The sequence below is a fragment of the Hydrogenophaga sp. FG152 genome, from assembly GCF_057809615.1.
In genome coordinates this window covers 282,516-308,843 of the sequence record NZ_JBMDKH010000001.1, presented here as the reverse complement: position 1 = coordinate 308,843, position 26,328 = coordinate 282,516, and the positions used below count along the sequence as shown (strand labels likewise).

The 26,328-nt window shown below is 70.7% G+C and carries 22 protein-coding genes; 7 read left to right on the top strand and 15 right to left on the bottom strand.

All coding sequences use genetic code 11. The features are described from left to right. Positions 1-4: 4 nt before the first annotated feature. The 4 genes from ACODTB_RS01515 to ACODTB_RS01500 are packed head-to-tail and all read right to left on the bottom strand — an operon-like array spanning position 5 to position 4,197. Complete coding sequence (locus ACODTB_RS01515) at positions 5-1,804, bottom strand: HAD-IIIC family phosphatase (RefSeq protein ID WP_291118835.1); 1,800 nt, start codon at positions 1,802-1,804, stop codon at positions 5-7. Beyond that, positions 1,797-2,018 carry an acyl carrier protein gene (locus ACODTB_RS01510; protein ID WP_291118832.1) on the bottom strand — a complete coding sequence of 74 codons (222 nt, stop codon included), beginning with the start codon at positions 2,016-2,018 and terminating at the stop codon, positions 1,797-1,799. The genes ACODTB_RS01515 and ACODTB_RS01510 overlap by 8 nt, the downstream gene beginning before the upstream one ends. A gap of 60 nt (positions 2,019-2,078) precedes the next feature. Beyond that, the gene (locus ACODTB_RS01505; protein ID WP_291118829.1) at positions 2,079-3,254 is read right to left on the bottom strand and encodes a thiolase family protein; all 1,176 of its coding nucleotides are present in this window, start codon (positions 3,252-3,254) and stop codon (positions 2,079-2,081) included. Between the two features lie 10 nt (positions 3,255-3,264). Further along, complete coding sequence (locus ACODTB_RS01500; RefSeq protein WP_291118826.1) at positions 3,265-4,197, bottom strand: WcbI family polysaccharide biosynthesis putative acetyltransferase; 933 nt, start codon at positions 4,195-4,197, stop codon at positions 3,265-3,267. A gap of 153 nt (positions 4,198-4,350) precedes the next feature. On the opposite strand from ACODTB_RS01500, the gene ACODTB_RS01495 reads away from it, so the two are divergent. The 5 genes from ACODTB_RS01495 (at position 4,351) to ACODTB_RS01475 (ending at position 14,611) form a co-directional block, all read left to right on the top strand. Further along, positions 4,351-5,724: a surface lipoprotein assembly modifier gene (locus ACODTB_RS01495; protein WP_291118823.1), complete on the top strand. Its 1,374-nt coding sequence runs from the start codon at positions 4,351-4,353 to the stop codon at positions 5,722-5,724. A gap of 55 nt (positions 5,725-5,779) precedes the next feature. Further along, a complete protein-coding gene (locus ACODTB_RS01490; RefSeq protein WP_291118820.1) occupies positions 5,780-6,637 on the top strand; it encodes a FecR domain-containing protein in 858 nt (285 codons plus the stop codon). Positions 6,638-6,715: 78 nt separating this feature from the next. Next, complete coding sequence (locus tag ACODTB_RS01485) at positions 6,716-8,557, top strand: glycosyltransferase (RefSeq protein WP_291118817.1); 1,842 nt, start codon at positions 6,716-6,718, stop codon at positions 8,555-8,557. A 10-nt stretch (positions 8,558-8,567) separates the two neighbouring features. Then, complete coding sequence (locus ACODTB_RS01480) at positions 8,568-13,763, top strand: glycosyltransferase (protein ID WP_291118875.1); 5,196 nt, start codon at positions 8,568-8,570, stop codon at positions 13,761-13,763. Beyond that, positions 13,760-14,611 (top strand): class I SAM-dependent methyltransferase, encoded by an 852-nt coding sequence (locus ACODTB_RS01475; protein WP_291118815.1) that lies wholly within the window; start codon positions 13,760-13,762, stop codon positions 14,609-14,611. The genes ACODTB_RS01480 and ACODTB_RS01475 overlap by 4 nt, the downstream gene beginning before the upstream one ends. On the opposite strand, the gene ACODTB_RS01470 is transcribed toward ACODTB_RS01475, so the two are convergent. Next, complete coding sequence (locus ACODTB_RS01470) at positions 14,556-15,530, bottom strand: class I SAM-dependent methyltransferase (protein WP_488929055.1); 975 nt, start codon at positions 15,528-15,530, stop codon at positions 14,556-14,558. The two genes, ACODTB_RS01475 and ACODTB_RS01470, sit on opposite strands and share 56 nt — an antisense overlap. A gap of 92 nt (positions 15,531-15,622) precedes the next feature. On the opposite strand from ACODTB_RS01470, the gene ACODTB_RS01465 reads away from it, so the two are divergent. After that, a complete protein-coding gene (locus tag ACODTB_RS01465; protein ID WP_291118809.1) occupies positions 15,623-16,447 on the top strand; it encodes a class I SAM-dependent methyltransferase in 825 nt (274 codons plus the stop codon). 4 nt (positions 16,448-16,451) lie between these two features. Here the strand turns inward: ACODTB_RS01465 and ACODTB_RS01460 are convergent, their stop codons facing one another. The 8 genes from ACODTB_RS01460 to ACODTB_RS01425 form a co-directional block, all read right to left on the bottom strand. Further along, positions 16,452-17,126, bottom strand: a complete 675-nt coding sequence (locus ACODTB_RS01460; protein ID WP_488929054.1) for a class I SAM-dependent methyltransferase — start codon at positions 17,124-17,126, stop codon at positions 16,452-16,454. A gap of 25 nt (positions 17,127-17,151) precedes the next feature. Beyond that, entirely contained in the window at positions 17,152-18,114 is a 963-nt protein-coding gene (locus tag ACODTB_RS01455) for a Gfo/Idh/MocA family oxidoreductase (protein ID WP_488929053.1), read from the bottom strand. A gap of 134 nt (positions 18,115-18,248) precedes the next feature. Beyond that, positions 18,249-19,115, bottom strand: coding sequence for a class III extradiol dioxygenase subunit beta (locus ACODTB_RS01450; protein WP_291117004.1), 867 nt, complete (start codon positions 19,113-19,115; stop codon positions 18,249-18,251). Position 19,116: 1 nt separating this feature from the next. Beyond that, positions 19,117-19,548, bottom strand: a complete 432-nt coding sequence (gene ligA, locus ACODTB_RS01445) for a protocatechuate 4,5-dioxygenase subunit alpha (protein ID WP_291117001.1) — start codon at positions 19,546-19,548, stop codon at positions 19,117-19,119. 2 nt (positions 19,549-19,550) lie between these two features. Beyond that, positions 19,551-20,483, bottom strand: a complete 933-nt coding sequence (locus ACODTB_RS01440; RefSeq protein ID WP_291116999.1) for an amidohydrolase family protein — start codon at positions 20,481-20,483, stop codon at positions 19,551-19,553. Between the two features lie 120 nt (positions 20,484-20,603). Beyond that, a complete protein-coding gene (ligK, locus tag ACODTB_RS01435; protein ID WP_291116996.1) occupies positions 20,604-21,287 on the bottom strand; it encodes a 4-carboxy-4-hydroxy-2-oxoadipate aldolase/oxaloacetate decarboxylase in 684 nt (227 codons plus the stop codon). A gap of 135 nt (positions 21,288-21,422) precedes the next feature. Further along, entirely contained in the window at positions 21,423-22,457 is a 1,035-nt protein-coding gene (locus ACODTB_RS01430) for an amidohydrolase family protein (protein WP_291116993.1), read from the bottom strand. Between the two features lie 30 nt (positions 22,458-22,487). Further along, positions 22,488-23,189 carry a substrate-binding domain-containing protein gene (locus ACODTB_RS01425; protein WP_291116990.1) on the bottom strand — a complete coding sequence of 234 codons (702 nt, stop codon included), beginning with the start codon at positions 23,187-23,189 and terminating at the stop codon, positions 22,488-22,490. A gap of 125 nt (positions 23,190-23,314) precedes the next feature. Here ACODTB_RS01425 and ACODTB_RS01420 point away from each other — a divergent pair, with 125 nt between their 5' ends. Beyond that, a complete protein-coding gene (locus ACODTB_RS01420) occupies positions 23,315-24,211 on the top strand; it encodes a LysR substrate-binding domain-containing protein (protein WP_291116987.1) in 897 nt (298 codons plus the stop codon). Here the strand turns inward: ACODTB_RS01420 and ACODTB_RS01415 are convergent. Together ACODTB_RS01415 and ACODTB_RS01410 are read right to left on the bottom strand one after the other, a co-directional pair. Beyond that, on the bottom strand, positions 24,208-25,179 hold the full coding sequence (locus ACODTB_RS01415; protein ID WP_291116984.1) for an AEC family transporter: 972 nt from the start codon (positions 25,177-25,179) through the stop codon (positions 24,208-24,210). The genes ACODTB_RS01420 and ACODTB_RS01415 overlap by 4 nt on opposite strands. A 153-nt stretch (positions 25,180-25,332) precedes the next feature. Continuing rightward, entirely contained in the window at positions 25,333-26,325 is a 993-nt protein-coding gene (locus ACODTB_RS01410; RefSeq protein ID WP_291116981.1) for a tripartite tricarboxylate transporter substrate binding protein, read from the bottom strand. Positions 26,326-26,328: the final 3 nt, after the last annotated feature.

The following is a 26,328-nucleotide window of genomic DNA, read 5'->3' as shown; positions in this document are numbered from 1 at the left end:
GGTTTCAGGGACTGGCCTCGGCGATGGCCGAGGTCAGGTCATCGAGGGGTGCGGCCAGGTCTCGCCGCCACAGCCGCCCATCGGCGGACCAAGGCGCGAAGCCCAGCTTCGCATACAGGTCGGCCACCACGGCGTTTCGCGCGCTGGCCAGGTATTCGCCCACCAGGGCCGACACGCCCTGCTCGCGAGCCCACAGGATCAGCGCGCGCAGGATGAAGGCCTCGGCCCCGCGCGAAAAGACGCGGCAGCTCAGCAGCCAGCTGTCGATGCGCAGCGCCTGCGCTTCGCGCACCGCGAGCAGCGAACCGACCAGGCCGTGATCGCCGAAGCGGTCCTTCAGGTGGAAGGCCAGCACAAGCCGGTCGGGCTGCTGCATCTGCGCCGCGAGCTGCGCCTGGGTGTAGCGCCGCGCGGTGAGATTGAACTGGTTGGTCTTGAGTTCCATCTGCGCCAGCCGGGGCAGGTCCTGCGCGAGCGCGGGCCCGGCGCGGCCCTGCATCGCCAGGCCCGCGAGGTAGCTGCCGATGTCCGCCGACGAGGTCTGGGCCGCGCGCGCCTGGCGCAGCGCGGCGTAGGCGGCACTGCGCCCCTGGTCCACCTCGGTGTAGGCCTGCTGGTCGAACCAGTGCCCGGCCTCCAGGCGCTCGATGAACTGCGCCGGGTCGGTGCCGATGTCCACCACCGCCACCTCGGGCAGCAGCTGCTGCACCAGCGCGCGCTCGGCCGGGTTGTCGTCGACGAACACGGAGGCGTCCAGCCCGAGGTTGAGTTCCTGCGCGATGCGCCGCAGGCCGGTGGCCTTGTCGTCCCAGCTGCAGACGAAGGCGGCGAAATCCTCGCGGCACAGGGCGCTGTCGGCGTGTTCGAAGCCGGTGGCGGCGATCTCGGGGGCGTTCTTGCTGCAGACCGCGAGCACCACGCCGCGCCGCGACAGGCCCGCCAGGTGCTGCTGCCAGGCGGCGAAGGCCTCGCCCTTGCCACCATGGGTCGGTCCCAGGGCGATGCCGCCGAGACCGTCGTCGCCGATGGTGCCGCCCCACAGGGTGTCGTCCAGGTCGAGCACCAGCAGCTTGCGGGTGCGGCCAGTGGTGGCCCGCCAGGCCCCACGGAACCAGGGCAGGTAGTCCGGCAGGAAGCGCGGATCGAAGCCGAGCTTGCCGGCGTGGAAGAAGCGCGGTGCCGACCACGCGGCCAGGCCGACGCCGGCGGCGAGCCGGTCGGCTTCCAGCCAGGTCACGCGGCCCGCTCCGGCGTCGATCAGCGCCTCGTTGAGGGCCTGCACGCGGCGCACGGTCGAGGCCGGCGAGCGGCGGTCGGCCACGCCGCGCCAATGTTCGGACGGCGGCACGAACAGGTGCTGCACGGTGCGGCAGCCGCGCGCCTCCAGCGCGGCCCAGATTGCTTCGAAGCCTTGCACCTGCCGCGCGGTGTCGGCCGCGACCGCGTCGGCATCGGCGTTCAGCGGCAGGGGTTCGAGGGCCTGGCGCCAGTCGGGCACCAGCACCACCACCTCGGGCTCGAAGGCATGCAGGGCGGAGCCGCCGTCCATGCATTCCTGGCGCATCACGCCGTACGGTGCGGCGTGCACCAGCGCCAGCTCACCCTCCTGGGCAATGGCGCAGGCGATGGCCTGCCGCAGCAGGTCGGGCGTGAGGTCGGCGGCCAGCGCGACACGCCGCACGGCACCGCCCGAGGCGGCGGCCTCGGCCGCGAGCGCGGCGATGTCCGTCGCGCAGGCCATCAGCTCGGGCAACGGCGGCCGGGCCACGGCCAGGCGCTCGCGAATGCCGGCCCAGCTAGACATGGCGGGCGATGACCTCGCGCACCGCGCTCACGCTGGTCAGTCGCTCGATGTCGCTGTTGTCGAGCGTGATGTCGTAGGTGATCTCGATCATGCTGGCGAGCATGACGGTCTTGAGGCTGTCCCAGGACTCGACGGTCTCGGCGCCGTCGTCGTCTTGGAGGGCATCGGCAGGGATCTGCAGCACCGAGGCGATCAGGGCGCGGACTTCAGGCATGGGCGGCTCTCGCGAAGGGCAGTGGATGGAAGCGCGCCAGTATAGGGAGGCGGGGGTCTCTCACGAGGGCCTCTCCAGCGCCACCGCCAGCGCTTCGCCGCCCCCCATGCAGAGCGTGGCGATGCCGCGCCGCGCGCCGTGCCGCTCCATCGCGTGCAGCAGCGTGACGAGCATGCGCGCGCCGGTGGCCCCCACCGGGTGCCCGAGCGCGCACGCACCGCCATGGACGTTCACGCGGTCCGCCGGCACACCCAGCGCCTGACATGTCGCCAGCAGGCCGACGGTGAAACCCTCGCCGATCTCCCACAGCTCGACGGTGTCGATCGGCCAACCGGTGCGGGCCAGCAGCTTGCGCACCGCGCCCACCGGCGCGGTGCTGAACTGCCGCGGCGCCTGCGCGTGCGAGGCGTGCCCGCGCACGCGTGCGCGCACCGGCCAGCCTCGTTCCCGCGCTTTCGACTCCCGCGCCATCACCAGGGCCGCCGCCCCGTCCGACAGCGGCGAGGCGGTGGCGGCCGTGGCCGTGCCACCTGGGCCGCTCAAGGGCTTGAGTTCGGCGAACTTCGCGGGCAAGACGTTTTGCACAGGTTCATCGCACGCGACCACACGGCCGTCGGGCAGCGTCACCGGCACGGTCTCGCGCTCGAACGCGCCGCTGGCCTGCGCCGCCCGCGCGCGCTCGAACGAGTTCAGCGCCTGAGCCTCCTGCAGGGCGCGCGTCAGGCCGAGTTCCGCCGCGGTGGCATCGACGAACTGGCTCAGGCCGATCGGCGCCGTGCCGGTGCAGGCGTCCTGCATCACGTCGAACATCAGGTGGTCGAGCAGGCCGGCATGGTGCGCGCCGCGCTCGCGCCCGAGCAGCATCGGCGCGCGGCTCATGTTCTCCATGCCGCCGGCCAGCGCGGTCGACACCGTGCCCGCCAGCAACAGGTCGTGCACCAGCATCACCGCCTGCAGGCTGGAGCCGCAGACCTTGGAGATCGCCGTGCACGGCACCTCGGGCGCCAGCCCCGCGCGCAGCGCGGCCTGGCGCACCGGCACCTGGCCCAGGCCGGCCACCGCCACGTGGCCGAAGAACACCTCGTCGATGTCCGCCGCCGCCCCACCGCCCTGGGTGAGCACGGCCTGCATCGCGCTCACGCCGAGGGCGGTCGCGGGCACGTCCTTGAACACGCCCTGGAAAGCGCCGATCGGCGTGCGCGCCGCGGCCGTGATCACCACCGGGTCAAGGTTCATGCGACTGTCCTCACCAACTGGTGTCGTATTCGATGTAGCGCTGGATGTACTCATAGTAGGTCCATTGCTGCGTGTGCCAGCGGTAGGCGAAGTCCGTGCGCCAGAAGCGCAGTTCCAGGGCTTCGGCGACCAGGGGATGGATGGGGTGTTGATGGACCCCCATGCCGCCATCGTGCGATGCGGCGGCCAGGCAGGCCTCGGCCCGCGCGGCGCTGCCGCCGAGCACCGGCCGCGCGTGCCCGGCCACGCGGCGCGTCAGCTCGGCCATGGCCGGCGCGGACATGTGACCGCTGGTCCAGAACAGGTGCTCGTCGCGGAAACGGTCCAGCACGTAGTCGGCCAGCTGCACGTCGCTGTGGGCGTCGTAGTGGCGCATGCGGTCGATGTCGCGCTGCAGGCGCACCCGCAGGTCGGGCATCTTGCGCTCGGACAGGTCCATGTAGGCGGCCACCGCCATCGGCCCGGTGAGCCCCGCCTGCGCGATCCGCAAGCCCAGCATGTCGCCCAGCGGGTAGCGCTTCCACAGCGTGTAAGCCGGGTCGTGATGCACACGCGGCTCCGGGCATTCGAAGGGCCAGGCGCTGAGCAGGGCGAAGCTGGGGTAGCGGATCACCGGGCAGTGGGCCGGCAGGCGCTCGGTCAGCGCGGTCAGGGCCGGGTTGTCCTGCTGGTCTTCAAACTGGCGCAGCAGCAACGCCACGTCCTTCAGGTCCTCGTCGGGAATGGCCGGCGCGAGCGCATCGCCCGGCAGCGCGTGGTTGAGCGCGACCACGAAACGGTAGTCGCCGTTCAGGTCATCGAGCGACGCGAGCATCTGCGCCAGGTACGGGGCCTGGCAATTGCCGTAGACCAGCACCGTTCGCGCCCGCGCACTCTGGCTCCCGAAGACCATGGCGTGGGGCGAGCGTTGCGCGGCATCAGGGGCGTTGTCGTCGGCGGGCACTATTAACAAGAAAGCAGCAAGTCGAGGCAGATTGTGATGATCAAGCGTGTCAATCGCGCATCAAAGCGGCCAATTCAACCCGTTACAAGACATCACAGTGTGTATTATCAAACGCGCTTTCACCGCCCATCCCCATCCCAGGAGCCTGACCCCATGCGTGTGCCGGAAAACCGACCACTGCGTTCCTCTGCCGTGGCGCTTGCCACGTGGAGCCTTTTCTGCACCGCCGCCTGGGCCCAGGCACCCAGCAACACGCCACTGGAAAGGCAGGTCGACGAGGCCTTCCGTCAGTCGATGCGCGCGCCCGCCGACGCCGCGGCCACCGAGCGCTACGCGCGGTTGCTGGCGCAGTCGGGCAACTACGAAGGCGCGATCGCCGCGCTGGAGCGCCACTTGCTGGACCCGAACGCACCGGCCTCGGTGCGGCTCGATCTGGGCGTGCTGTATTACCGGCTCGGCTCCTACGACATGGCCGCCGGCCTGCTGCGCCGCGCCATCGAAGACCCGCGCCTGGACCCGGGGCAGCGCAGCCAGGCCGAGACCTTGCTCAAGGACATCGGCAAACGCATCCAGGTCTCGCGCCTGGACGGGCAAGTGGTCCTGGGCCTGCGGGCGCAGAGCAACCCGACCGCCCGCAGCGACAGCGCCAACCTGCTCGCGGGCGGCGCGCTGGTGAACAACCCCAACCGGCCCGAAAGCGACACCGACATCCAGGCCACGCTGCGCCTGGACCACCAGTACGACCTGGGCCTGCAGAACGAGGCAGCCCTTGTCAGCTCGCTGACGGCGCAGGTTGTCAAGTTCAGTTCGTCGTCGGGCAGCACGCTGCAAGCCAACCAGACCGACCCGTACAACCTGGGGCTGATCGAGGTCACCTCGGGCGTGCGCTTCAAGCCTTCGCCCACCGGCGCGCCCGCGTTGACGATCCGGCCCTACCTCGTCGCCGCCGGGCTGGTGGCGCAAGGCCACCGCTACCTGAGCAACCACGGTGCAGGCGTGGAGGCGGCCTACAGCCTGAACGACCGCACCCTCATCGACGGCGGGTACGAGTACCGCTACAACGATTACGCGACCCGCATCGACGTGCCTGCCGCGGACGAGCTCAGCGGCCCCAGCAACCTGCTGCGCGTGCGCCTGACGCGCGAACTCGCGCCCGGTCACCTGCTCAGCGGCGAGCTGCGTGCCCGTTCGCAACGCACCCAACTGCGCTATTACGACCACGACAGCCAGGAAGTCCGCGTGACCTACGTGCGCAGCTACGCCAGCCCGCTCAAGAGCGGCGGCCTGTGGAGCACCTCGGTGTGGGGCGGCGTGCAGCGCCGCAGCTACGACGCCGCCGATCCGGCGGTCGATGCGAACACCGCGCGCCGCGACACCGAATGGCGCATCGGCGTCGGCCAGACCGTTCCGCTGTCGGACGCCTGGTCGCTGCTGGTGCAGCTGGAGCACCTGAAGACCAACGCCAACCTGCCCAACAACGAGAGCAAGAACACCTCGCTGTACCTGGCGGCCGGCTACCGCTTCTGATGCCGATGCACGGCCCCGCACACCCCCTTTCGACCGCATTCCCGAGGACCCCGAAATGACCCCGCCGATTTCCAAGGACTGGTGGCTTGCCGCCGCACTGTCGACCGCCACCGTGCCCGCGACCCTGGCCCAGAGCCCCGCGGCCGCGGGTGGCGCCCGCACCGGCGTGGTGACGGCCGTCGCCCCCGGCGGCAAGGTCACCGGCAACAACGAGCTGCTGGTGGTGGGCAGCAGCGTCGTGCCGGGCCAGCGCCTGCGCACCGATGCGGGCGGCCCGATGCATGTGCTGTTCATGGACCAGTCGGCCCTGACCCTGGGCCCGAACGCGGAACTCACCATCGACGAATTCACCTTCGACCCCGGCACCAAACAGGGCCGGATCCGCCTGGGCCTCGTCAAGGGTGTGGTGCGCGTGGTGGGCGGCCAGATCAGCAAGAACACCGCGACCACGATCGCGACGGCACATGGCAAGGTCGAGATCCTGGGCGGCATCACCCTGGTCGACAACAAAGGCACCAGCACGTCGGCCACCTTCCTGTTCGGCCAGTCGATGCGCGTGACCGACAACAGCGGCAACACCCAGACCGTGACCCGGGCCGGCTTTGGCACCGACCTCACCGGCAACACCATCTCCCCCGCCGCGCGCGCCTCCGCCGCTGTGCTCAACATGACGATCAGCCAGCTCGAAGGCCCGAGGACCACCGCCTTCGCCAACGTCGGGGGCGCGAATCCACCGCCGGCGCCCGCAGGCCAGTTGATCAGCACGGGCAACACGCCGGGCGGCGCGAACGACCCGGGCTCGACGCTGGCCAACGACCGCCTGAAAAGCGTGGTCGACAACGTCACCGTCGGCAATCCGTCGAACACGCTGCGGGCCCTGCTGGGCACCGGACAGATACAGAACCAGTCCTGATCGGAGAACGGTCGCGCCCCTTCCACAGACCGGCGGCTCGCCTTGGCGCAGCCGCCGTTTTTGCATTGAATCGCCGCCATGCGCGTCCTGTTCGTTTCCAGCTACCCGCACCTGCCCGACATCGTCGGCGGCCTGCAGACCACCACCCACGACCTGTGTCTGGCGATCCGCGCCCTTGGGGCCGAAGCCGCCGTGCTCTGCGGCCAGGCGGCGGATCCCGCCGCGAACCCGGATGCCCCGTTCATCCGCGATGACAGCCTGGGCTACCCGGTGCTGCGCTCGCTGCGGCCGGCGCAGGCCCTGCCCATCGCGGCCGCCGACTTCGACGCCGACGCCATCGTCGTGCAGAGCGGCACCACCCTGGCGCCCCTGGTGCTGGCCAGCCTGGACACCGGGCGGCCCACCGCCGTGTACCTGCACAACGTCGAGACCAGCCAGCTCGGCGGCCACCTCGTGGCCGACCCCTCGCTGCTCTACCTGGCCAACTCGGACTTCACGGCAGAGCGCTGGCACGCCCTCTACGGCCTCGACTGCGCGGTGATCCCCCCCGTCGTCTCGCCGCAGGACTACCTGGCCGAGCGCACGGGCGACAAGGTGCTGTTCGTCAACCCCACGCCCATCAAGGGTGTGGAGCGGATGTTCGAGCTGGCGATGGCCTGCCCCGAACTGCCCTTCCTCGTGATGGAGAGCTGGCACCTCGACCCGCACTGGCGCGCGCACTGCCAGGCGCGCGCGGCGCAACTGGGCAACATCGAATGGCGCGGCCCGAGCACGGCCATGCACGAGGTGTTCGGCCAGGCGCGCGTGCTGCTGATGCCCTCGGTGTGGGAAGAATCGTTCGGCCGCACCGTGGTCGAGGCCCAGCTCAACGGCCTGCCGGTGCTGGCCAGCCGGCGCGGCGCCCTGCCGCAACTGGTGGGCGGCGGCGGCATGGTGCTGGAACCGCACGCACCGGTGGAGGACTGGGCCGCCGCGCTGCGCCGCCTGTACGACCCTTTCGCCACCGCCGAGCGCGACGCCGCGCGGCGCCTGGGCGCGGCGCATGTCGCCGGCACCCCCACCACCGTGGCCCGGCTGCTGGGCCTGCTGCAGTTGCACGCCGCGCAGACGGCCGGGCGCGAGCCCGTGACTGGCCAGAATGCCGCGCCACCGGCCCAGGCCGGCGCAACCGCCTGGCGCGAGGTCCTGCCGCGCCAGCCGCGCCGCGAAGACTGCCTCTTCTACCACTCGTACACCCTCGCCGGCGGCGAGGAAGTCACCGGTGACTGGGACCTGCGCCCAGCCACCGCCCAGTACCTGGGCGAGGTGGACTTCGCAGGCCGCTCGGTGATCGAGATCGGGCCGGCCAGCGGCTTCCTGTCATTCCACATGGAGGCCGCCGGGGCCGAAGTCACCTGCCTGGAGCCGCCCATGTCGCACCTGTGGGACGTGGTGCCGTTCGAGGGCTTCGACACGCCGACGTGGCGCAAGACCTTCACCCGCAACATCGAAGGCGTGCGCAATTCGTTCTGGTACGTGCACCAGCAGCGCCATTCCCGCGTGCGCATGGTCGAGGGCGACCCCTACGCCCTGCCCGAGGACTGCGGCCCGTTCGACATCGGTCTGCTCGCCGCCGTGCTGCTGCACTGCCGCCGCCCCTTCGACATGCTGCAGAGCGTGGCCCGGCGCACGCGCCGCACCCTGATCGTGACGGACCTGTACGACGCCACGCTCGGCCCCCGCGCGCTGGCCGAACTGCAACCGCACCGCGGCGTGGATCAGGTGGACACCTGGTGGCAGTTCACGCCGCAGTTCATCGTCTCCGCGCTGGGCCTGCTGGGCTTCACCGAAGTGCGGGTCAGCGTGCACCACCAGCGGCAGCCCTCGATGGACCGCATGGTGCCGCTGTTCACCGTGGTCGGCGAACGGCCCGAGGTGTGACCCCTTGAGCATGGACCCCCACGCCGGCGGCACCGGCGACCTGCTCGGCGAGGCCTGGCAGGCCTTCCGTGCCGGTCAGCTTGACACGGCCTTGCACCTGGCGCTGCAGGCCCATGCCGACGCGCCGACGCCGCAGGCCGCCGCCGCACTCGGCCATTTCCTCACGCACGCCGGCCATCTGGTGGCGGCCGAAGACGTGCTGCTCGCCGCGTGCGAGCGCACGCCCGATCACGCCCCCCTGCACGGCTGCCTGGGCCTGCTGCGCCAGCGACAGGGCGAACCCGCGCAGGCCGCCGCGTCCCTGCGCATGGCCTGCCTGCTGGATGAATCGCTGCACGAGACCGCCTTCGCCCTGGCCTGGCTGCTGCACGACCTGGACGAACTGCCCGAGGCCCGCGCCTGGGCCGAGCGCGCGCTGCAGGGCGCGCGCCTGCCGGGCCGGCTGCTGCAGGTGGGTTGGCTGCACCAGAAGGCGGGCGAATTCGAAGACGCGCTGGCCCTGTATGAAGAAGCCGTCGCCGGCTACCCCTGGAACGCGGCCGAGCAGGTGCGCCTGCACCTGCACCGCGCGCAATGCCTGGTGGCGCTGGGACAGGCCGCGCGCGCGGCCGACTGCCTGGCCGACGGCCTCGCGCGCCACCCCGACGACCCCGAACTCCTGACCGCCCTGGTGGACTGGGAGTGCGAGCACGGCCACCTGGACCGCGCCGTCGACGTGGCGCGCCGCCAGGTCGACGCCTTTCCCGATCAGGCCGCCGCCTGGCACCTGCTCGGTGCCCTGCAGCAGCGCGCGGGCGACCTGAAGGCGGCCGACCGCAGCTTCAACGAAGTCCAGCAGCGCGACATGAGCCGCTGGGACGCGCTGCTGCGCCGCGCGCAGATCCAGGTCGCGTGGCAGCACCCGGTGGACGCCGAATGGCTGTTGCTGCAGGTCCTGGCGCGCCAACCGGACTGCCTGCCCGCGCAGGCGCTGATGGCCCGCGTGCAGCTCGATCTCGGGCGCGTCGAGGCCGCGCGGCGCCAGTTGCTGCAAGGCTTGCGCGCCCACCCGCACCACGCCGACGCCTGGCTGGTGCTGGCGCAGGTGCACGCGCGGCGGCAATGCTGGGTGCGGGCTCGGCGCGCGCTCGCGCGGGCCGCGCGCGCCGGCGCTGACGAAGCCGAGGTGCTGCGCCTGCTGGGCTGGATCGCCAAGGACCAGGGCGACCTGGCCACCGCCAGCGGCGCCGTGCGCGAGTTGCTGCGGCACCGGCCCGACGAGCACCTGACCCGGGTGCAGGCGGCGTTCGTGTTCGCCGCCGCCGGCGACCTGGCCCCCGCCGCCCTGCACGCGCAGGCCGCCGTGGCCCAGGACCCGGCCAGCGTGCAGGCCTGGCGCGCGCTGGCCCAGGTGCGCTACCGGCAACAGCGGCTGGACGAAGCCCAGAGCGCCATCGAGACCGCCCTGCAGCTGCAACCCGAGCGCGTCGACAGCCTGCGCCAGCTCGGCTGGATCCTGCTCGACGGGCAACGCTTCGGTGCGGCCCGCCTGGCCTTTCTGCACGCCTGCGAGCGCGCCACCGACCCGGCCTTGCCACTGCGCGAGCTGGCCGAAGCCTGCTTGCGGGGCGGCGCGTTCGCGCAGGGCCTGCAGGCGATCGACCGGCTGCAGACCCTGCACCCCGACGATGCAGAGGCGCGGCTGCTGCGGGCGCGGCTGCTGAGCGAAGACCCCGCATCGACCGCCGACGACCTGGCGCGCGCGGTGGCTTTGTGCCGCGAGCTGATCGTCGAGCGCGAGCGCGGCGCCGAGGCCGTTCGCGCCCTGCTGCGCCTGCACAGCCTGGGCGCCGCCGGTGCGCCTGCCGCGCTGGCCCTGGTGCCGCACGCCGACCGCCGCGCCGCCTACCAGGCAGCGATCGCCGAGGGCACGGCCCGCCATGGCCACGGCGCCCTGCTGCGGCTGGCGCAGGCCGCTGCGCACGACTTTCCGGAAGACCCCTGGCTCGCCAGCGCCGCCCTCTACACCCAGTCGCTCTGCGCCGACGCCACGCGCGACAGCCTGGCCGAGGCCGCGCGGCACGTGTTCCGCGATCTCAAGCTGCGCTCGGGCCTGCACACCTGGCAACGCCCCGACCTGCCGCGCCGACCGGGCGCGCGCCCCCGCATCGCTTACATCGCCGGCCAGCTGCACGAGCGCCTGCTGCGCCGCGTGCTCGCCGGCCACGATCCCCTGGCCGCCGAGGTCTTCCTCTTCGCGCACCGGCCCATGGCCGGCCTGCCCGCCCACATCCACCAGGAACCGCTGGACCCGCCCGAGCTGGCGCGCGCCTGCGCCGCCAACCGCATCGACGTCGTCATCGACGCCGGCGGCCTGCACCCGTTCGAAGGCCAGTTCGAGGTGCTGCAAGCCTTCGCGCGGCGGCTGGCGCCGCTGCAGGTCGGCTGGCTGGGCTGCTGGGGCCCGGCCGGCGGCCTGTTCGACGCCCTGCTCTGCGACACCGCGACCGTGCCCGCCGCCCACGAGGCGGCGCACGAAGAGGCGCTGTGGCGGCTGGACGGCGGCCAATGGTGCTGGGACCCGCCCACGCACGCCCCGCCGCCGCTGCCGCCACCCGTGCAGCGCACCGGCGCCGTGACCTTCGGCGTGGTCGCGCGCGGCCTGCGGCTCAACGGCGCCAGCCTGCAGGCCTGGGCGCGTTGCCTGGTGGCCCGGCCCGGCTCGCGCCTGCGCTTCGTCGGCCAGGTCGCCGCCGACTGGCCGCAGCGCGCGCGCGTCCTCGCCACCCTGCACGCCCACGGCGTGGCCGCCGAGCGCGTGAGCTTCGACCCGCCGCGCTCCTACGAAGACCTGCTGCTGTGGCTCCAGCAGATCGACGTGGTGCTCGACAGCTTCCCCGGCAACGGCGGCCTCAGCCTGCTCGACCCGCTCTGGATGGGCGTGCCCGTGGTCACGCTCAGCGGCGACCGCGCCGGTGCGCGCCAGGGCCATGCCATCCTGGACGCCCTGGGCCTGCAGGCCTGGGTGGCCGACACGCCCGAGCGCTTCGTCGACATCACCGCGGCCCTGGCCGGGGACACGGCGGCCCTGGCGCAACACCGCGCCACGCTGCGCGCGCGCCTGCTCGACGCGCCACTGACCGACGGCCGGCGCGTGGCCCGCCAGATCGAAGCCTTGTGCGCGCAGGCCGTGGCCGACGCCGACCTGGGCCTGTTCGCCGCCGACCCCAAGACCCGCCTGCGCGCCCAGGCTCGCCGCGCGCTGCAGGTCTGGCTCGACAAGCCCGGCAGCCGCATCGCCCTGCCCGAACCCGCCCCGGACAGCGTGCCCGACCTCTCCGTCGTCGTGGTGCTCTACAACCAGGCCGGGCTGACGCGGCGCACGCTGCAGGCCCTGGCCGACCAGCGCGGCCTGTCCTTCGAGACCATCGTCATCGACAACGCCTCCAGCGACGAGACGGCCCAGCTGCTCGCGCGCGTGTCGGGCGCGCGCACCGTCGTCAACGCGGAGAACACCGGCTTCCTGCTGGCCGCCAACCAGGGCGCGGCCCTGGCGCGCGGGCGCCACCTGGTGTTCCTCAACAACGACGCCATCGTGCAGCAGGGCGCCCTGCGGGCCGCGCGCGACCGGCTCGACGCCGACCCCGCCGTCGGTGCGCTGGGCGGGCGCATCGTGCTCAGCGCGGGCGGGCTGCAGGAGGTGGGCAACCTCATCTTCCGCGACGGCAACGCGCACGGCATCGGGCGCGACGAAGACCCCTTCTGCCCCGCCGCCATGACCAGCCGCGCCACCGACTACGTCTCCGGCGTGTTCCTGGCCGTGCCGACGCCGCTGTGGCGCATGCTCGGCGGCTTCGACGAAGCCTTCGTCCCGGCCTACTACGAGGACGCCGACTTCTGCCTGCGCGTGTGGCGCGCCGGCTTTCGCGTGGTGGTCGAGCCCGGCGTGCTGGTCGAACACGTGGAATGGGGCAGCGCCCCCGGCGACGAAGCCAACCGCCGAATGCGGGAGAACCGCGCGCGCTTCCAGGCGCGCTATGCCGACTGGCTGCAGGACCGCCCCTACCCCATGGCCCCCCGGCTCGACGGCGACCGCTGGCGCTCGCCGGAAGACCAGCCGCGCCGCCCGCGCGTGCTCGTCATCGACAACGAGGTGCCCCACATGGTCAAGGGCGGCGGGCTGCCGCGCGCGCGCCTCATGCTGCAGGCCCTGCGCGACTGGCCGGTGAGCTTCTTCCCGCTGTGGCAGACCGACGACGACTGGCGCGAGGTGCACGCCTCGGTGCCCTCCAGCGTCGAAGTGGTGCTGCACCACGGCCTGGCGCGGCTCGAGGACTTCCTCGAGCGCCGGCGCGGCGTGTACGACGTGCTGCTGGTCAGCCGCCCACCCAATCTGCGGGCGCTGCAACCCTTGCGCGCGCGCCGGCCCGAGCTCTTTGCCGGCATGCGCCTGGTCTACGACGCCGAAGCCCTGTTCGCGCTGCGCGAGATCGCCGAGGCCGGCGTGCGCGGCAAGCCGATGTCGCGCGCGGCGGCGCAGGCGCATCTGGCGCGCGAGATCGCCCTGGCGCGCGGCGCCAGCGACGTGCTGGTGGTGTCGCAGCGGGACGCCCAGTGTTTCCAGGCAGCCGGCCACCGCGTCACCCTGCTGAGCCACGGCATGGCCGTGCGCCGCGACGCGCCCGGGCCGGCCGGGCGCAGCGGCCTGTTGTTCGTGGGCGCGCTGCACCCCGACACCCCCAACGAAAACGGGCTGGTGTGGTTCATCGAACAGGTCATGCCGCTGCTGCGCGCTCGCCTGCCGCAGCCCCCGGTGCTCTGCGTCGTGGGCATCAACCGCTCCAGGCGCGTCATGGCGCTGGCCGGCGACGATGTGCAGGTGCTGGGCCCTCGCGACGAACTGGGGCCGCTGTACGACAGCGCGCGGGTCTTCATCGCGCCGGTGCGCTTCGCCGGCGGTGTGCCGGCCAAGGTGATCGAGGCCGCGGCACAAGGGATCCCGGTCGCCGCCTCGGCCCTGCTGGTGCGCCAGCTCGGCTGGCGCGAGGGCATCGACATCCAGGCAGGCCGCGATGCGCGGACCTTCGCCGACGGCATCGCGCGCCTGCTGCGCGACGACGGCCTGTGGACACGGCAGCAGCAGGCCGCGTGGCAGCAGTGCGCCGAACGCTACGCGCCCCAGCGCTTCGGGCAGGTGCTGCGGCAGGTGCTGGAAAACACCGCATGAACGCCCCCGTGCATCCCCTGGAAACCGCGGCCCTGCGCCGCTGGCGGCGCCTGAGCGCCCGGGGCGCGACCGCGGCCGCCGAAGCGGTGCTGTGGGACGCCCTCGCGCAGGAGCCCAACCTGCCCGGCGTGCACGTGGCCCTGGCCCGCCTGCGCTGGCCCGGGCCGGACTACCGCCACTGGCTCGCCTGGTTCCACCAACAGCTGAAGCCGCGGATCTACCTCGAGCTGGGTGTGGAACATGGCCACACGCTGGCCCTGGCGGGGCCGGACACGCGGGTGATCGGCGTCGACCCCTCGCCCAAGGGCGACCCCTTGAGCCGCTGCGCGGGGCCGGCGCAACTGCACCGATGCACCAGCGCCGAGTTCTTCGCCGACGTCCCGGTGGACAGCGGTCTCACCGACACCGGTTTCGACCTCGCCTTCATCGACGGCGATCACCGCTTCGACACCGTGCTCGACGACGTCATCGGCGCCGAGCGCCTGGCCGCACCGGGTGCGGTGCTGCTGCTTCACGACACGGTGCCGCTGACCGCCGAGACCGCCGGCCGCGAGCACCGCACCGGTTTCCATACCGGCGACGGCTGGAAGATCGTGCCCTGCCTGCGCGCGCTGCGGCCTGACTTGCGCATCGTCACCCTGCCCACCGCGCCCTCGGGGCTCACCGTGGTGACCGGGCTCGACCCGTCGAACACGCGCCTGAGCGAACGGCGCGCCGCGATCCGCGAGAGCTACGCCCGCTTGCCGCCCGACGCCGCCCTGCAGACACCCGCGCGGATGCTGGCCCTGGTTGTCAACGACCCGGAGGTGATGCGGCGCTGGCTGCGGCAGGCCGCGGGCGCGCGATGACGCAAGCGAAGTCGTGCCCGATCTGCCCCGCGCGGATCAGCTCGTCCTCGGCCTCCATCAAGGCGTTCAGATAAGGCGCCTCGGCCGCCGGCGCGAAGTTCTGCGCGATGCTCCCCAGCACCAGGTGCAGCATCGAGCCACCGTAGGGGCGCACGGCCTGCACCTCGAAATGGCCCGGCAGCAGCGGCAGCAGCTCGGACGAGCGCACCGCTTCGCTGGCGTCCACCGCGATCACCTCCTGCACGCTCGGGCGGCGCGCGTTGCCCTTGAGCCGGCCGTCGGTCGTCATGCGCAGGCGCGGCGGCAACAGGTCCAGCAAGGTGTTGAGGTGGCGCTCTTGCGCCGGCGGCCACTGGAAGCGGTCCGGGCCCACGTACTCATCGAGAAAGAACCAGCCGCCGGGCACCAACAGCGCGGCCACGTCCGCGTACAGGCGCTCGAGGTCGCTGCCGTGGTGCACGCCGGCCACGCCCAGCACGGCGTCGAAGGACCCGGGCAGGAAAGGCGCCTGCCCCAGGGGCAGGCGGTTCATGTCGGCGTGGTGGTATTCGATGGCCAGCCCTTCGGCCTGGGCCTGCGCGCTCGCGCGCGCCAGCACCTGGGACGAGAAGTCGATCGCCACCGCCGAAGCGGCCCATCCCAGGGACAGCGCCTGGCGCTCCACATGCCCCGCGCCGCAGGCCAGCACCAGGATCCGCCGCAGCGGCAGAGGCTGCTCGGCGGCCACCTGGCGGAAGAACCACTCGATCGGGTGGATGCCCGCGTCGCCCGAGACCATCTCGGCGATGCGCGCCTTCACCGCCGGCAGGTGGGTCCAGTGCAGGCCGTGTTCGGTCCAGGTGGCCGGGTCGCCCCAGACGGCGTCGAGCTGGGCGGCAGCGCCGGGGTCGGCGGGGGTGGAAGGGGTCGCAGGGGACATCGCTGGGGCGTCAAAGGAGGATGCGGACCCGCCTAGTGTGCTCGATAGAATTTGTCCGCCCGACCGCCACCGCACCCGAGACCGCCCCCACCATGTTTCCGCCCGGCCACTACTACTCGCCCTTGCCCGATCTGGACGAGGTTCGGCGCCACGAGGCCCGGTTGTTCGGCGCGCCCCCCGCCACCCTGCCCGGCATCGACCTGCGCGAGCCCGAACAGCTGGCGCTGCTGCACGGCTTCGCGGCGCTCTACCCCGACATCCCCTTCGGCGACGAGCCCCGGCCCGGGCTGCGCTACCACTACCTGAACCCGGCCTACAGCTACTCCGACGCGATCATGCTGCACTGCATGCTGCGCACCCTGCGACCCGCGCGCCTGGTGGAGGTCGGGTCGGGCCACTCGTCGTGCGTCACGCTGGACACCCGGCAGCACTTCCTGGACCCGTCGATGCACACCACCTTCATCGACCCCTACCCGCAGCTGCTGCAATCGCTGCTGCGGCCCGAAGACCTGGCCACCACGACCGTGCTCGCCCAGGCGCTGCAGGACGTGGATCTGGCGGTGTTCACCCAGCTGCGCGAGAACGACGTGCTGTTCATCGACTCCACGCACGTCGCCAAGATCGGCAGCGACGTCAACCGCCTGCTGTTCGAGATCTTCCCGGCGCTGGCCCCGGGCGTGGTGATCCACCTGCACGACGTCTTCTACCCCTTCGAGTACCCGAAGGAGTGGATCTACGAAGGCCGGGTCTGGAACGAGGCTTACATGGTGCGGGCCTTCCTTCAGTACAACAGCGCCTTCGAGGTGCTGCTGATGAACACCTACATGGCGCATTTCCACCGGGACTTCTTCGCCGCGCACATGCCGGACTGCCTGCGCAACACCGGCGGCAGCCTGTGGCTGCGCAAGACCGCCTGAGCCTTCAGCCCAGGCCCTGGGGGTGGCCGGTCAGGCGGCGCAGGCGGGCGCCCTCTTCCGTGTGGTCCTGCGGGCACAGGATGCCCTCCACGCCGTGGCGGCGACCGTTCATGTAGCGCCCCACCCGATCAAGCATGCGCGCGGGGTGGCGCTCAATGCAGGCCTCGTCCTTCACGAACACCGCCACGAAGTCGCTCCACACGTCGAGCTGCTGGTAGGCGGTGAACGACTCCAGCAGGGCCGGCCGGTGGCCCGAGCGCACGCCCCAGCGCACGAGCGCGCCGCCGGCGTCGGGGTAGAAGCGCCAGCAGTCCACCGGGTAGCGGTGGAAGTCGCCGTTGGACGGCGCGTTGAGATAGAACAGGCCTTCGGGCTTGAGCACCCGCAGCACCTCGTTGAAGCTCAGCCAGAACAGCTCGATGTGCTCGAAGCAGGAGCTGCTGACCACGGCGTCGATGCTCCCGTCGGCGAACGGCAGGTGGTACGGGTCGTCCAGCACCACGTCCACACCGCGCCCGGGCGCGAAGTCCACGCCGATGTAGCGGCAGGCCGCCGGTGCCAGCGAGCGCAGCGAACCGTTCACGTCCTGCGCCCCAATGTCGAGCACGGTGGGTGCGGACTGCGGGCTCAGGTAGGTGTCGAAGAACAGGCGACCGTGGTCGAAGGCGCTGGGGTGCATCTCGGTCCGCCCGGGCAGCGCCGGCTCAGCCGGCCGCGTTGAGCTGCTGTTCCAGCTTGTCCAGCACCTGGTAGCAGGCGAACACCCGGCCCACGCTCGAGTTGGGCTCGCGGCCTTCCTTGATCGCGGCGAAGAACTCGCGGTCCTGCAGCTCGATGCCGTTCATGCTCACAGCCACCTTGGACACATCGATCTGCTCTTCCTTGCCGTTGAACAGGTCGTCGTAGCGCGCGATGTAGGTCGCGGTGTCGCCGATGTAACGGAAGTAGGTGCCCAGGGGGCCGTCGTTGTTGAACGAGAGCGACAGCGTGCAGATCGCGCCGTTGGCGGCCTTGAGCTGGATGCTCATGTCCATGGCGATGCCCAGCGTCGGGTGGATCGGGCCCTGCACGGCGTTGGCCTGCACGATGGGGCTGTTGGCCTGGTAGGCGAACAGGTCCACCGTGTGCGCGGCGTGGTGCCACAGCAGGTGGTCGGTCCAGCTGCGCGCCTGACCCAGCGCGTTGGTGTTGGTGCGGCGGAAGAAGTAGGTCTGCACATCCATCTGCTGGATGTTGAACTTGCCGGCCTGGATCTGGTGGTGCACGTACTGGTGGCTGGGGTTGAAGCGGCGCGTGTGGCCGCACATGGCCACCAGGCCGGTCTTCTTCTGCAGATCCACCACGGCCTGGGCGCCCGCGAGGCTGTCGGCCAGCGGAATCTCGACCTGCACGTGCTTGCCGGCGTTCAGGCAGGCCAGGGTCTGCTCGGCGTGCATCTGCGTGGGCGTGCACAGGATGACGGCGTCCAGCTCCTTGAGCGCGAGCGACTCGGACAGCTCGGTGGTGACGTGGCCGATGCCGTACTTGGCGGCCACTTCCTTCGTCTTGTCCAGTTCGCGCCCGATCAGCGAGATGACCTCGACGCCGTCGATGTTCTTGATGCCGTCCAGGTGCTTGATGCCGAAGGCGCCAGCGCCCGCCAGGGCGACTTTGATGGTTTTGCTCATGTCCATTTTTCCTCTATTTGAAGCGCAGTCCGAAACGCGCAAAAAGATCTAACCCAGGGGTGCCGCGGAACCGGCTTTGCCGGGCCGCAGGCGCCGCCCCCTTGAGGGGGTCGCGCGAAGCGCGGCGGGGGTGTTTACTCATTCTCCAGGATCAGGTGGCCCACCGCCGTGTTCGACGCGGGCACGTGGTAGAAGCGTTGCACGGCCTTCGGGCGGGGACCGCCGGCCGCATCGGCCATCGCGCCGCGCGCGATCAGCCACATCACGAGTTCGATGCCTTCGCTGCCCGCATCGCGCACGTAGTCGATGTGCGGGATGTCGGCGGCGGCCTCGGGGTCGTTGATCAGCTTGTCGAGGAAGGCGTTGTCGAAGTCCTTGTTGATCAGGCCCGCGCGCGGTCCCTGCAGCTGGTGGCTCATGCCCCCCGTGCCCCAGATGTGCACGTTGATGTCCTCGTCGTAGCTGGCCACCGCCTTGGCGATGGCCTTGCCCAGGTTGTAGCAGCGCCGGCCGCTGGGCACCGGGTACTGCACCACGTTGACCGCGAACGGGATCACCGGGCAGGGCCAGGCGCCCTTGACCGGGTCCTGCGGGCCGCACATCAGCGAGAGCGGCACGGTCAGGCCGTGGTCCACGTCCATCTTGTTGACGATGGTGAGGTCGAAGTCCTGCTGGATCACCGACTGCGCGATGTGCGAGGCCAGGTCCGGGTGGCCGATCACCTTGGGCACGGGGCGTGGGCCCCAGCCCTCGTCGGCCGGCTGGTACTCGGCGGCGGTGCCGATCGCGAAGGTGGGGATGAAGTCCAGGCTGAACGCGGTCGCGTGGTCGTTGTAGACCAGGAAGACCACGTCGGGCTTGTTGTCCTTCATCCACTGCTTGCCGAACTCGTAGCCCTGGAAGACGGGCTGCCAGTACGGCTCCTGCGTCTTGCCGAGGTCGAGCGCGGCGCCGATGGCCGGGACGTGCGAGGTGTAGACGGATGCGGTGATGCGGGCCATGTCAGCTCTTTCCTTTGCCTTGGGGTTGGCGGTGCGCCTGCGCATCGCCGTCTTCGCCGACCACGCGATTGCCTTCGGCCGAACGGCCGCCGGCGACCATCATGTTGCGGTACTCCTCTTCGGTCATGCCGGTCATGGAGCCCGCCATCTGCTGGAAGCTCTTGCCGTCGGTGGCACCGATCTTGGCCAGGAAGTAGATGTTGCCGCCCAGGCGGATGCACCAGTTCAGGTCGCGCGCGAGCACGGCCTGCTTCTGCTCTTCCGTCATGGCCCACTCGTCGAGGTAGGCGCGCTCGTCCTTCTTGAAACGCTCGCGGTTCTCGGCCTTCATGAGGCTCATGCAGAACTGGTTGAGCCAGTAGCCTTTGCGGCTCTGCTCGGCGTCGAAGATGGTCGTGCCGGGCACGTCCAGATAGGGTTTGTCCAGGGCCATGGTCAGACCTCTTCCGGCCAGTAAAGGCGCATGGGGTTGGTGACAAGCAATTTTTGCTGCAGCTCGGCCGTGGGCGCGATCTGCGGAATGAAGTCGACCAGCAGGCCGTCGTCGGGCATGTGGTCCTTGAGGTTGGGGTGCGGCCAGTCGGTGCCCCACAACACGCGGTCGGGGAACTCCTCGACCACCTTGCGCGCGAACGGCACCACGTCCTGGTAGGCCGCCTGTTCGCCGTTCAGCGCCTTGGGGCCGGTCACGCTCAGGCGCTCGGGGCAGCTCACCTTGCTCCACACATTGGGGTGCTGGCGCATGAACTTGAGGAACAGCTCGAACTCGGGGCCGTCCACGGGCTTGCTCACATCGGGGCGGCCCATGTGGTCCACCACCACGGTGGTGGGCAGCGCAGTGAAGAAGTCCCACAGCTCGGGCAGGTCCACCGCCTCGAAGTAGATGACCACGTGCCAGCCCAGCTTCTGGATGCGCGCGGCAATCTCCATCAGCTCGTCCTTGGGCGTGAAGTCCACCAGGCGCTTGACGAAGTTGAAGCGCACGCCGCGCACGCCGGCGGCGTGCAGCTGCTGCAGTTCCTCGTCGGTCACGCTGCGCTTGACGGTGGCCACGCCGCGCGCCTTGCCGCCGCTGGAGACGCAGGCGTCCACCATGGCGCGGTTGTCGGCACCGTGGCAGGTGGCCTGCACCACCACGTTGCGCGAAAAGCCGAGGTGGTCGCGCAGCGCGTACAGCTGCGCCTTGCTGGCATCGCAGGGCGTGTACTTGCGCTCGGGCGCGTAGGGGAACTCGGCGCCCGGGCCGAACACGTGGCAGTGCGCGTCCACGGCGCCGGCGGGCAGCTGGAAGCGCGGCTTGCTCGGGCCGGTGTACCAGTCGAGCCAGCCTGCGGTCTTGGTGAAGTCACCGGAAGTCGGTTTTGTCATTTGCAAATCCCTCTGCATGAAATGAGCCTGTCAAGAAACACCGCGGAACCGGCTTTGCCGGGCCGCTGGTGTTGCCCCCTTGAGGGGGTCGCGCGAAGCGCGGCAGGGGTGATTCCCTGTTCAGTCGATGTACTTCAAGCCGGCGGCGGCCAGGGGCTCGCGCATCTTGTACATGTCCAGCCCCAGCACGCCGCTGGCCAGCTTGGCGCGCTTCTCGCCCTCGAAGCTCTCGCGCTTGCGCGCGGCGTCCAGCGTGGCGGCGGCGCGCGCGGCGGGCACGCAGACCACGCCGTCGTCGTCGGCCACGATCACGTCGCCCGGCGTCACCAGCATGCCGGCGCAGACGATGGGGATGTTCACCGAGCCCAGCGTGGCCTTGATGGTGCCCTTGCTGCTGATGGCCTTGCTCCACACGGGGAAGTTCATTTCCTGCAACGTCTTCACGTCGCGCACACCGGCGTCGATGATGAGCGCGCGGGCACCGCGCGCCTGGAACGAGGTGGCGAGCAGGTCGCCGAAATAGCCGTCGGTGCATTCGGCGGTGACGGCCGCCACCACGATGTCGCCGGGCTGGATCTGCTCGGCGGCCACGTGCATCATCCAGTTGTCACCGGGCTGCAGCAGCACGGTGACGGCGGTGCCGCTGACCTGCTGGCCCGAATAGATCGGGCGCATGTAGGGCTTGAGCAGGCCCACGCGGCCCATGGCCTCGTGGACGGTGGCCGAGCCCAGCGCGGCCAGGCCATCGGCGGCCGCGCGGTCGGCGCGGGTGATGTTGCGATACACAACGCCCAGTTCGTACATTTCTTTCTCCTCAGTCACAAGCGCACGCACGCGTGCAAGGGTCTCAACCAGAGGCACCGCGGAACCGGCTTTGCCGGGCCGCTGGTGCCGCCCCCTTTCAGGGGGTCGCGCGAAGCGCGGCGGGGGTGGGCCTTTTCAAAGGCCCTTCGCCTTCAGGCGCGCGTCGAGGCGCGGGAACACGCGGCGCACGTTGCCTTCGTAGATCTGGTGCTTGTCGTCCGCACTCAGGATCTTCGACGCCTCGATGTAGCGCTTGGTGTCGTCGTAGTAATTGCCGGTCGTCGGGTCGATGCCGCGCACCGCGCCGATCATCTCGCTGGCGAACAGCACGTTCTTCACCGGGATCACGGTGTTGAGCAGGTCGATGCCGGGCTGGTGGTACACGCAGGTGTCGAAGAACACGTTGTTCATCACGTGCGTGTCCAGCAGCGGCTTCTTCATCTCCTGCGCCAGGCCGCGGAAACGGCCCCAGTGGTAGGGCACCGCGCCGCCGCCGTGGGGGATGAGGAACTTCAGCGTCGGGAAGTCCTTGAACAGGTCACCCTGGATGAGCTGCATGAAGGCGGTGGTGTCGGCGTTGAGGTAGTGCGCGCCGGTGGTATGGAAGCAGGCGTTGCAGCTGGTGCTCACGTGGATCATGGCCGGCAGGTCGTACTCCGCCATCTTCTCGTAGATGGGGTACCAGTGCCTGTCGGTCAGCGGCGGGCTCGTCCAGTGGCCGCCCGAGGGATCGGGGTTGAGGTTGATGCCGACCGCGCCGTATTCCTTGACGCACTTCTCCAGCTCCGGGATGCAGGTCTTCGGATCGACACCGGGCGACTGGGGCAGCATGGCCACGGGCACGAAGTTGTCCGGAAACAGCGTGGACACGCGGTAGCAGAGTTCGTTGCAGATGGCGGCCCAGGTACTGGAGACGTTGAAGTCGCCGATGTGGTGCGCCATGAAGCTCGCGCGCGGCGAGAACAGCGTGATGTCGCTGCCGCGCTCCTTCATCAGCTTGAGCTGGTTGGTCTCGATGGACTCGCGCAGCTCGTCGTCGCTGATCTTCAGGTCGGCGACCTTGGGCATGAGCGCCGGGTCCTGGATGCCCGCGATCTGCTGGTTGCGCCAGGCCTCCAGCGCCTTGGGGGCGGTGGTGTAGTGGCCGTGGCAGTCGATGATGAGACTCATGTAGGGGCTCCTCTTTGGGGGTCGGTGGATTCAGGCGGGTTCCATGCCCTGGCGGCGCTTGGCCGCCTCGGCATCGGGGGATGTCATGAATTCGAGCAGGGCGCGCACGCGGGCGGCATGCAGTCCGTCGACGGGCAGGCCGGCGGAGAAGATGGTGGTGATCTCGACCTCGGGCGGCATGCCGCCCACCAGGGTGATGCCGTCGACGTGGATCAGCTCGCTGAGCTGCTGGAAGCCGAGCTCGACCTCGCCGCGCGCCACCAGCGTGCCCACCGGCACACCGGGCGGCGCCTGCACGGTGCGCGCGCGCACCTCGTCGGCCACGCCCCAGCGCTCGAACAGCGCGGCCAGCGCCACGCCGCTGGGGCCGGTGGAGTAACTGATGCTGCGCGCGGCCAGCACGGCGCGCTTGAGCGCGGCTTCGGAGCCGATGTCGGGCACCGGCGCGCCCGCGCGCACCGCGACGGCCACGCTGGAGCGCACCAGGTCCACGCGGCTGCCGGCCTGCAGGTGGCCGGCGGCGATCAGCTTGTCGATCGCGTCGGAGGCGAGGATCACCACGTCGAAGCGCTCGCCGGCGGCGACCCGCTTGGCGGCGTCCACGCCGCCCACCGCCTCGATCGCCACGGCACAGCCCGTGCGCTGCTCGAACGCCGCGCCCAGTTCGGCCAGCACCTGGCGGGTGGCCATGGACGAAATGCCTCGGATGCTCGGTGGGGTCTCGGTGGTCATGGGCAGGGACTCGGGTTGAAGGGCGCATTGTGACCCCCAGCACCCCTCAAGAAAAGTCACAGTCGTGGCTATCAGCTAGAACAAAATCACATAACTATGATGGGGGCTGCAACCCGACCTTTTCCATGGACCTGAAACAACTCGAATACTTCGTGCGCGTGGCCGAACTCGGCAGCTTCACGCGCGCCGCCATGGCGCTGAACGTGGCACAGCCCGCGCTCTCGCGCCAGGTGCGCCTGCTGGAGGTGGAGCTGCGGCAGAACCTGCTGGTGCGCAACGGGCGGGGCGCCACGCCCACCGAGGCCGGCAAGCTCCTGCTGGCGCATGGGCGCGGCATCCTGCACCAGGTGGAGCGCGCGCGCGAAGAGCTGGGCCGGGTGCGCGGCGCACTGGCCGGGCGCGTGGCCATCGGCCTGCCACCCAGCCTGGCGCGCGTGCTCACGGTGCCGCTCACGCGCGCCTTCCGCCAGCAGCTGCCACAGGCCAGCCTGTCGATCAGCGAAGGCCTGTCCATGTCGATGCAGGAATGGCTGGTGACCGGGCGGCTGGACATCGCCGTGCTCTACAACGCCCAGCCCTCGCCCGAACTCGACATCCACCCGCTGCAGGACGAGGAGCTGGTGCTGGTGCAGCCTCGCCCGCCGGGCCTGCCGGAAGACCCGCCGCCCCTGGCGGTCCCGCTGCGCGAGGTGGCTGAATTGCCGCTGGTGATCCCGAGCCGGCCCAACGCGATCCGCATGCACGTGGAGACCGAAATGGCCAACATCGGCTGCCGGCCCCACATCGCGCTGGAAATCGACGGCGTCTCGGCCATCCTCGACCTGGTGGCCGACGGCGTGGGCGCCGCCCTGCTCTCGCGCAACGCGGTGCTCAGCTCGATCCGGCCCTCGGCCTACCGCATGCGCCCGGTGAGCGACCCGCCCTTGCGCACCCGCCTGTGCCTGGCCGTGAGCTCGCAGCGGCCCGCCACGCTCACGCAGCAGACCACACTGGAATTGATCCGGAAATTAGTGGAGGCTTAGCCCAGCCAACCCGGGCTGTGGCGCATCAGCCAGAGGATGGCGCTGAGGGTGAAGAATGACGCGACGGTGGTCGCCAGCAACGCGGCGGCAGCAAAGCCTTCATGGCCGTGGCGTTGCGCGAGCAGCGGATAGATTCCCAGCATGGGCATCGCGGCCGACAGCACCACGGCTGCGCGCAATTCGCCGGTGAGCGCGGGCAGGCCGATCAGGGGCAGCAGCATCACGGCGGCCCACACCGCAGCGGGATGCAACAGCAGCTTGCCGATCGTGATCTGCGCCACCTGCCGGCGCAGGCCGCGCACTTGCAGGCCCACCAGCGTGCCGCCGATGATGAACAGCGCCAGACCGCCGCTGGCCGCACCGAACAGGTTGACGGTGCGAGAGATCACCGAAGGCATCGGCCAGCCCAGTAGCGCGACCACGAAGCCCAGCACGATGGCGACGATCATGGGGTTGCGCACCAGGCGGTGCAGCGTTTCGCGCAAGGCGTGCCGCCAGGACGAGCGCGCCGTGTCCGACGCCCCCACGTCGGCCAGCGTCATCAGCAGCGGCAGCTTGATGAGGTTCTCCACCAGCAGGTTCATCGCCAGCGCCACGCCCGCCAGCGGCCCGATCGCCAGCAGCACCACCGGGTAACCGATGAAGGTGCTGTTGCCGCAGGTCATGCCCATGGTGGTGTAGGCGCTCTCGGTCAGCGAGCGCTTCTGCAGGCGGCGCGCGCCCCACAGGCTGATCAGCAGCCACACCACCGACCCCGTGCCGAAAGCCAGCAGGTAAGCCGGCTGCAACAGCTCGGCGATCGGCCGCGAAGCCAGCGCATTGAACAGCAGCGCCGGCAGCGCGAACTGGATGACGAACTTGCCCATCACCCGCATGTCCGCCGCACTGAAGATGCGCCAGCGCACCGCCGCAAAACCCAGCGCGATACAAAGGTAGATCGGCCCGGTGATGGCCAGGATATCGAGCACGGGGAGAGCCTGAGCGGGTAGCGGGGAAGAATGGGTCCGGAGCGCGGCACCCTGTCCAGGGCTCGCGAGGATCCGGCTCCGCCGGTCCTAGCGTGCGCCCCCCTCCCGCCGAAGGCGAGAGAGGGGGAAGCCGCGCAGCGGCGCGGGGGGAGGCTACTGCTTGGGAATGCGCGCTTTCTCGATCACCCCGCTCCAGCGGCGGATGTCGGACGCCAGCAAAGCCGCGTTCTGTTCGGGCGTGCTGGAACGGGCGTCGATGTTCAGGTTGCGCAGCTTCTCGCGCACGCCGGGATCGGCCACCGCGGTGGCGATCTCCTTGTGCAGGCGCTCCACCACGGCGCGCGGGGTCTTGGCCGGCACGGCCAGCGCGTTCCAGGACGACGCGATGTAGTCCTTGACGCCGGCCTCGACCGCCGTGGGCACCTCGGGCAGCACGATGGAGCGCTTCTCACCCGTCACGGCCAGCGCGCGCAGTGCGCCGCCCTGGATCTGCGTGAGCACCGGGGCCAGGATTTCCACCGCCACATCGACCTGCTGGCCACGGATGGCACCGATCAGCGCGGGCGAGCCGTTGTAGGGCACGATCTGTGCGTCGATACCGGCCGTGCTCTTGAACAGCTCGGCCGCCAGGTGCTGGGTGCTGCCGATGTTGATGCTGCCGATGTTGATCTTGCCGGGGTTGGCCTTGGCGAAGCTCACCAGCTCGCCCAGGGTCTTGTGCGGCGAGTTCGCGGGCACCACGACGGCGATGTCGAAGTAGCCGAGCGTGGAGACCGGCGTGAAGTCCTTGATGGTGTCGAACGGCAGCTTCTGGAACAGGCTGGCCGTCACGGCCGTGCCGTTGGACATCAGGAACATGGTGTGGCCATCGGGCTCGGAGCGCGCGACCGACTCGGCCGCCACCACGCCACCGGCGCCGGGGCGGTTGTCGATCACCACCGGCTGGCCGAGCTGGCTGGTCAGCTTCTCGGCCACGATGCGGGCGGTCAGGTCGCCCACGCCGCCGGGACCGAAGGGCACCACGATGCGCAGGCCCTTGGACGGGAAGGTGGACTGTGCCGCGGCGGGCAGGGCCAGGCCCAGGGCGGCCGTGGCCAGGGCAGCACCCATCACGGTGCGGCGGCGGAAATTCAGGAAGGTCGTCATGTC

Coding starts and splice junctions, on each gene's coding strand:
- ACODTB_RS01480 (WP_291118875.1), top strand. CDS start 8,568: ATGGACCCCCACGCCGGCGGCACCGGCGACCTGCTCGGCGAGGCCTGG.
- ACODTB_RS01450 (WP_291117004.1), bottom strand. CDS start 19,115: ATGGCCCGCATCACCGCATCCGTCTACACCTCGCACGTCCCGGCCATC.
- ACODTB_RS01475 (WP_291118815.1), top strand. CDS start 13,760: ATGAACGCCCCCGTGCATCCCCTGGAAACCGCGGCCCTGCGCCGCTGG.
- ACODTB_RS01420 (WP_291116987.1), top strand. CDS start 23,315: ATGGACCTGAAACAACTCGAATACTTCGTGCGCGTGGCCGAACTCGGC.
- ACODTB_RS01410 (WP_291116981.1), bottom strand. CDS start 26,325: ATGACGACCTTCCTGAATTTCCGCCGCCGCACCGTGATGGGTGCTGCC.
- ligK (WP_291116996.1), bottom strand. CDS start 21,287: ATGTACGAACTGGGCGTTGTGTATCGCAACATCACCCGCGCCGACCGC.
- ACODTB_RS01425 (WP_291116990.1), bottom strand. CDS start 23,189: ATGACCACCGAGACCCCACCGAGCATCCGAGGCATTTCGTCCATGGCC.
- ACODTB_RS01485 (WP_291118817.1), top strand. CDS start 6,716: ATGCGCGTCCTGTTCGTTTCCAGCTACCCGCACCTGCCCGACATCGTC.
- ACODTB_RS01465 (WP_291118809.1), top strand. CDS start 15,623: ATGTTTCCGCCCGGCCACTACTACTCGCCCTTGCCCGATCTGGACGAG.
- ACODTB_RS01490 (WP_291118820.1), top strand. CDS start 5,780: ATGACCCCGCCGATTTCCAAGGACTGGTGGCTTGCCGCCGCACTGTCG.
- ACODTB_RS01495 (WP_291118823.1), top strand. CDS start 4,351: ATGCGTGTGCCGGAAAACCGACCACTGCGTTCCTCTGCCGTGGCGCTT.
- ACODTB_RS01440 (WP_291116999.1), bottom strand. CDS start 20,483: ATGACAAAACCGACTTCCGGTGACTTCACCAAGACCGCAGGCTGGCTC.
- ACODTB_RS01460 (WP_488929054.1), bottom strand. CDS start 17,126: ATGCACCCCAGCGCCTTCGACCACGGTCGCCTGTTCTTCGACACCTAC.
- ACODTB_RS01505 (WP_291118829.1), bottom strand. CDS start 3,254: ATGAACCTTGACCCGGTGGTGATCACGGCCGCGGCGCGCACGCCGATC.
- ACODTB_RS01510 (WP_291118832.1), bottom strand. CDS start 2,018: ATGCCTGAAGTCCGCGCCCTGATCGCCTCGGTGCTGCAGATCCCTGCC.
- ligA (WP_291117001.1), bottom strand. CDS start 19,548: ATGGCCCTGGACAAACCCTATCTGGACGTGCCCGGCACGACCATCTTC.
- ACODTB_RS01455 (WP_488929053.1), bottom strand. CDS start 18,114: ATGAGCAAAACCATCAAAGTCGCCCTGGCGGGCGCTGGCGCCTTCGGC.
- ACODTB_RS01470 (WP_488929055.1), bottom strand. CDS start 15,530: ATGTCCCCTGCGACCCCTTCCACCCCCGCCGACCCCGGCGCTGCCGCC.
- ACODTB_RS01430 (WP_291116993.1), bottom strand. CDS start 22,457: ATGAGTCTCATCATCGACTGCCACGGCCACTACACCACCGCCCCCAAG.
- ACODTB_RS01515 (WP_291118835.1), bottom strand. CDS start 1,804: ATGTCTAGCTGGGCCGGCATTCGCGAGCGCCTGGCCGTGGCCCGGCCG.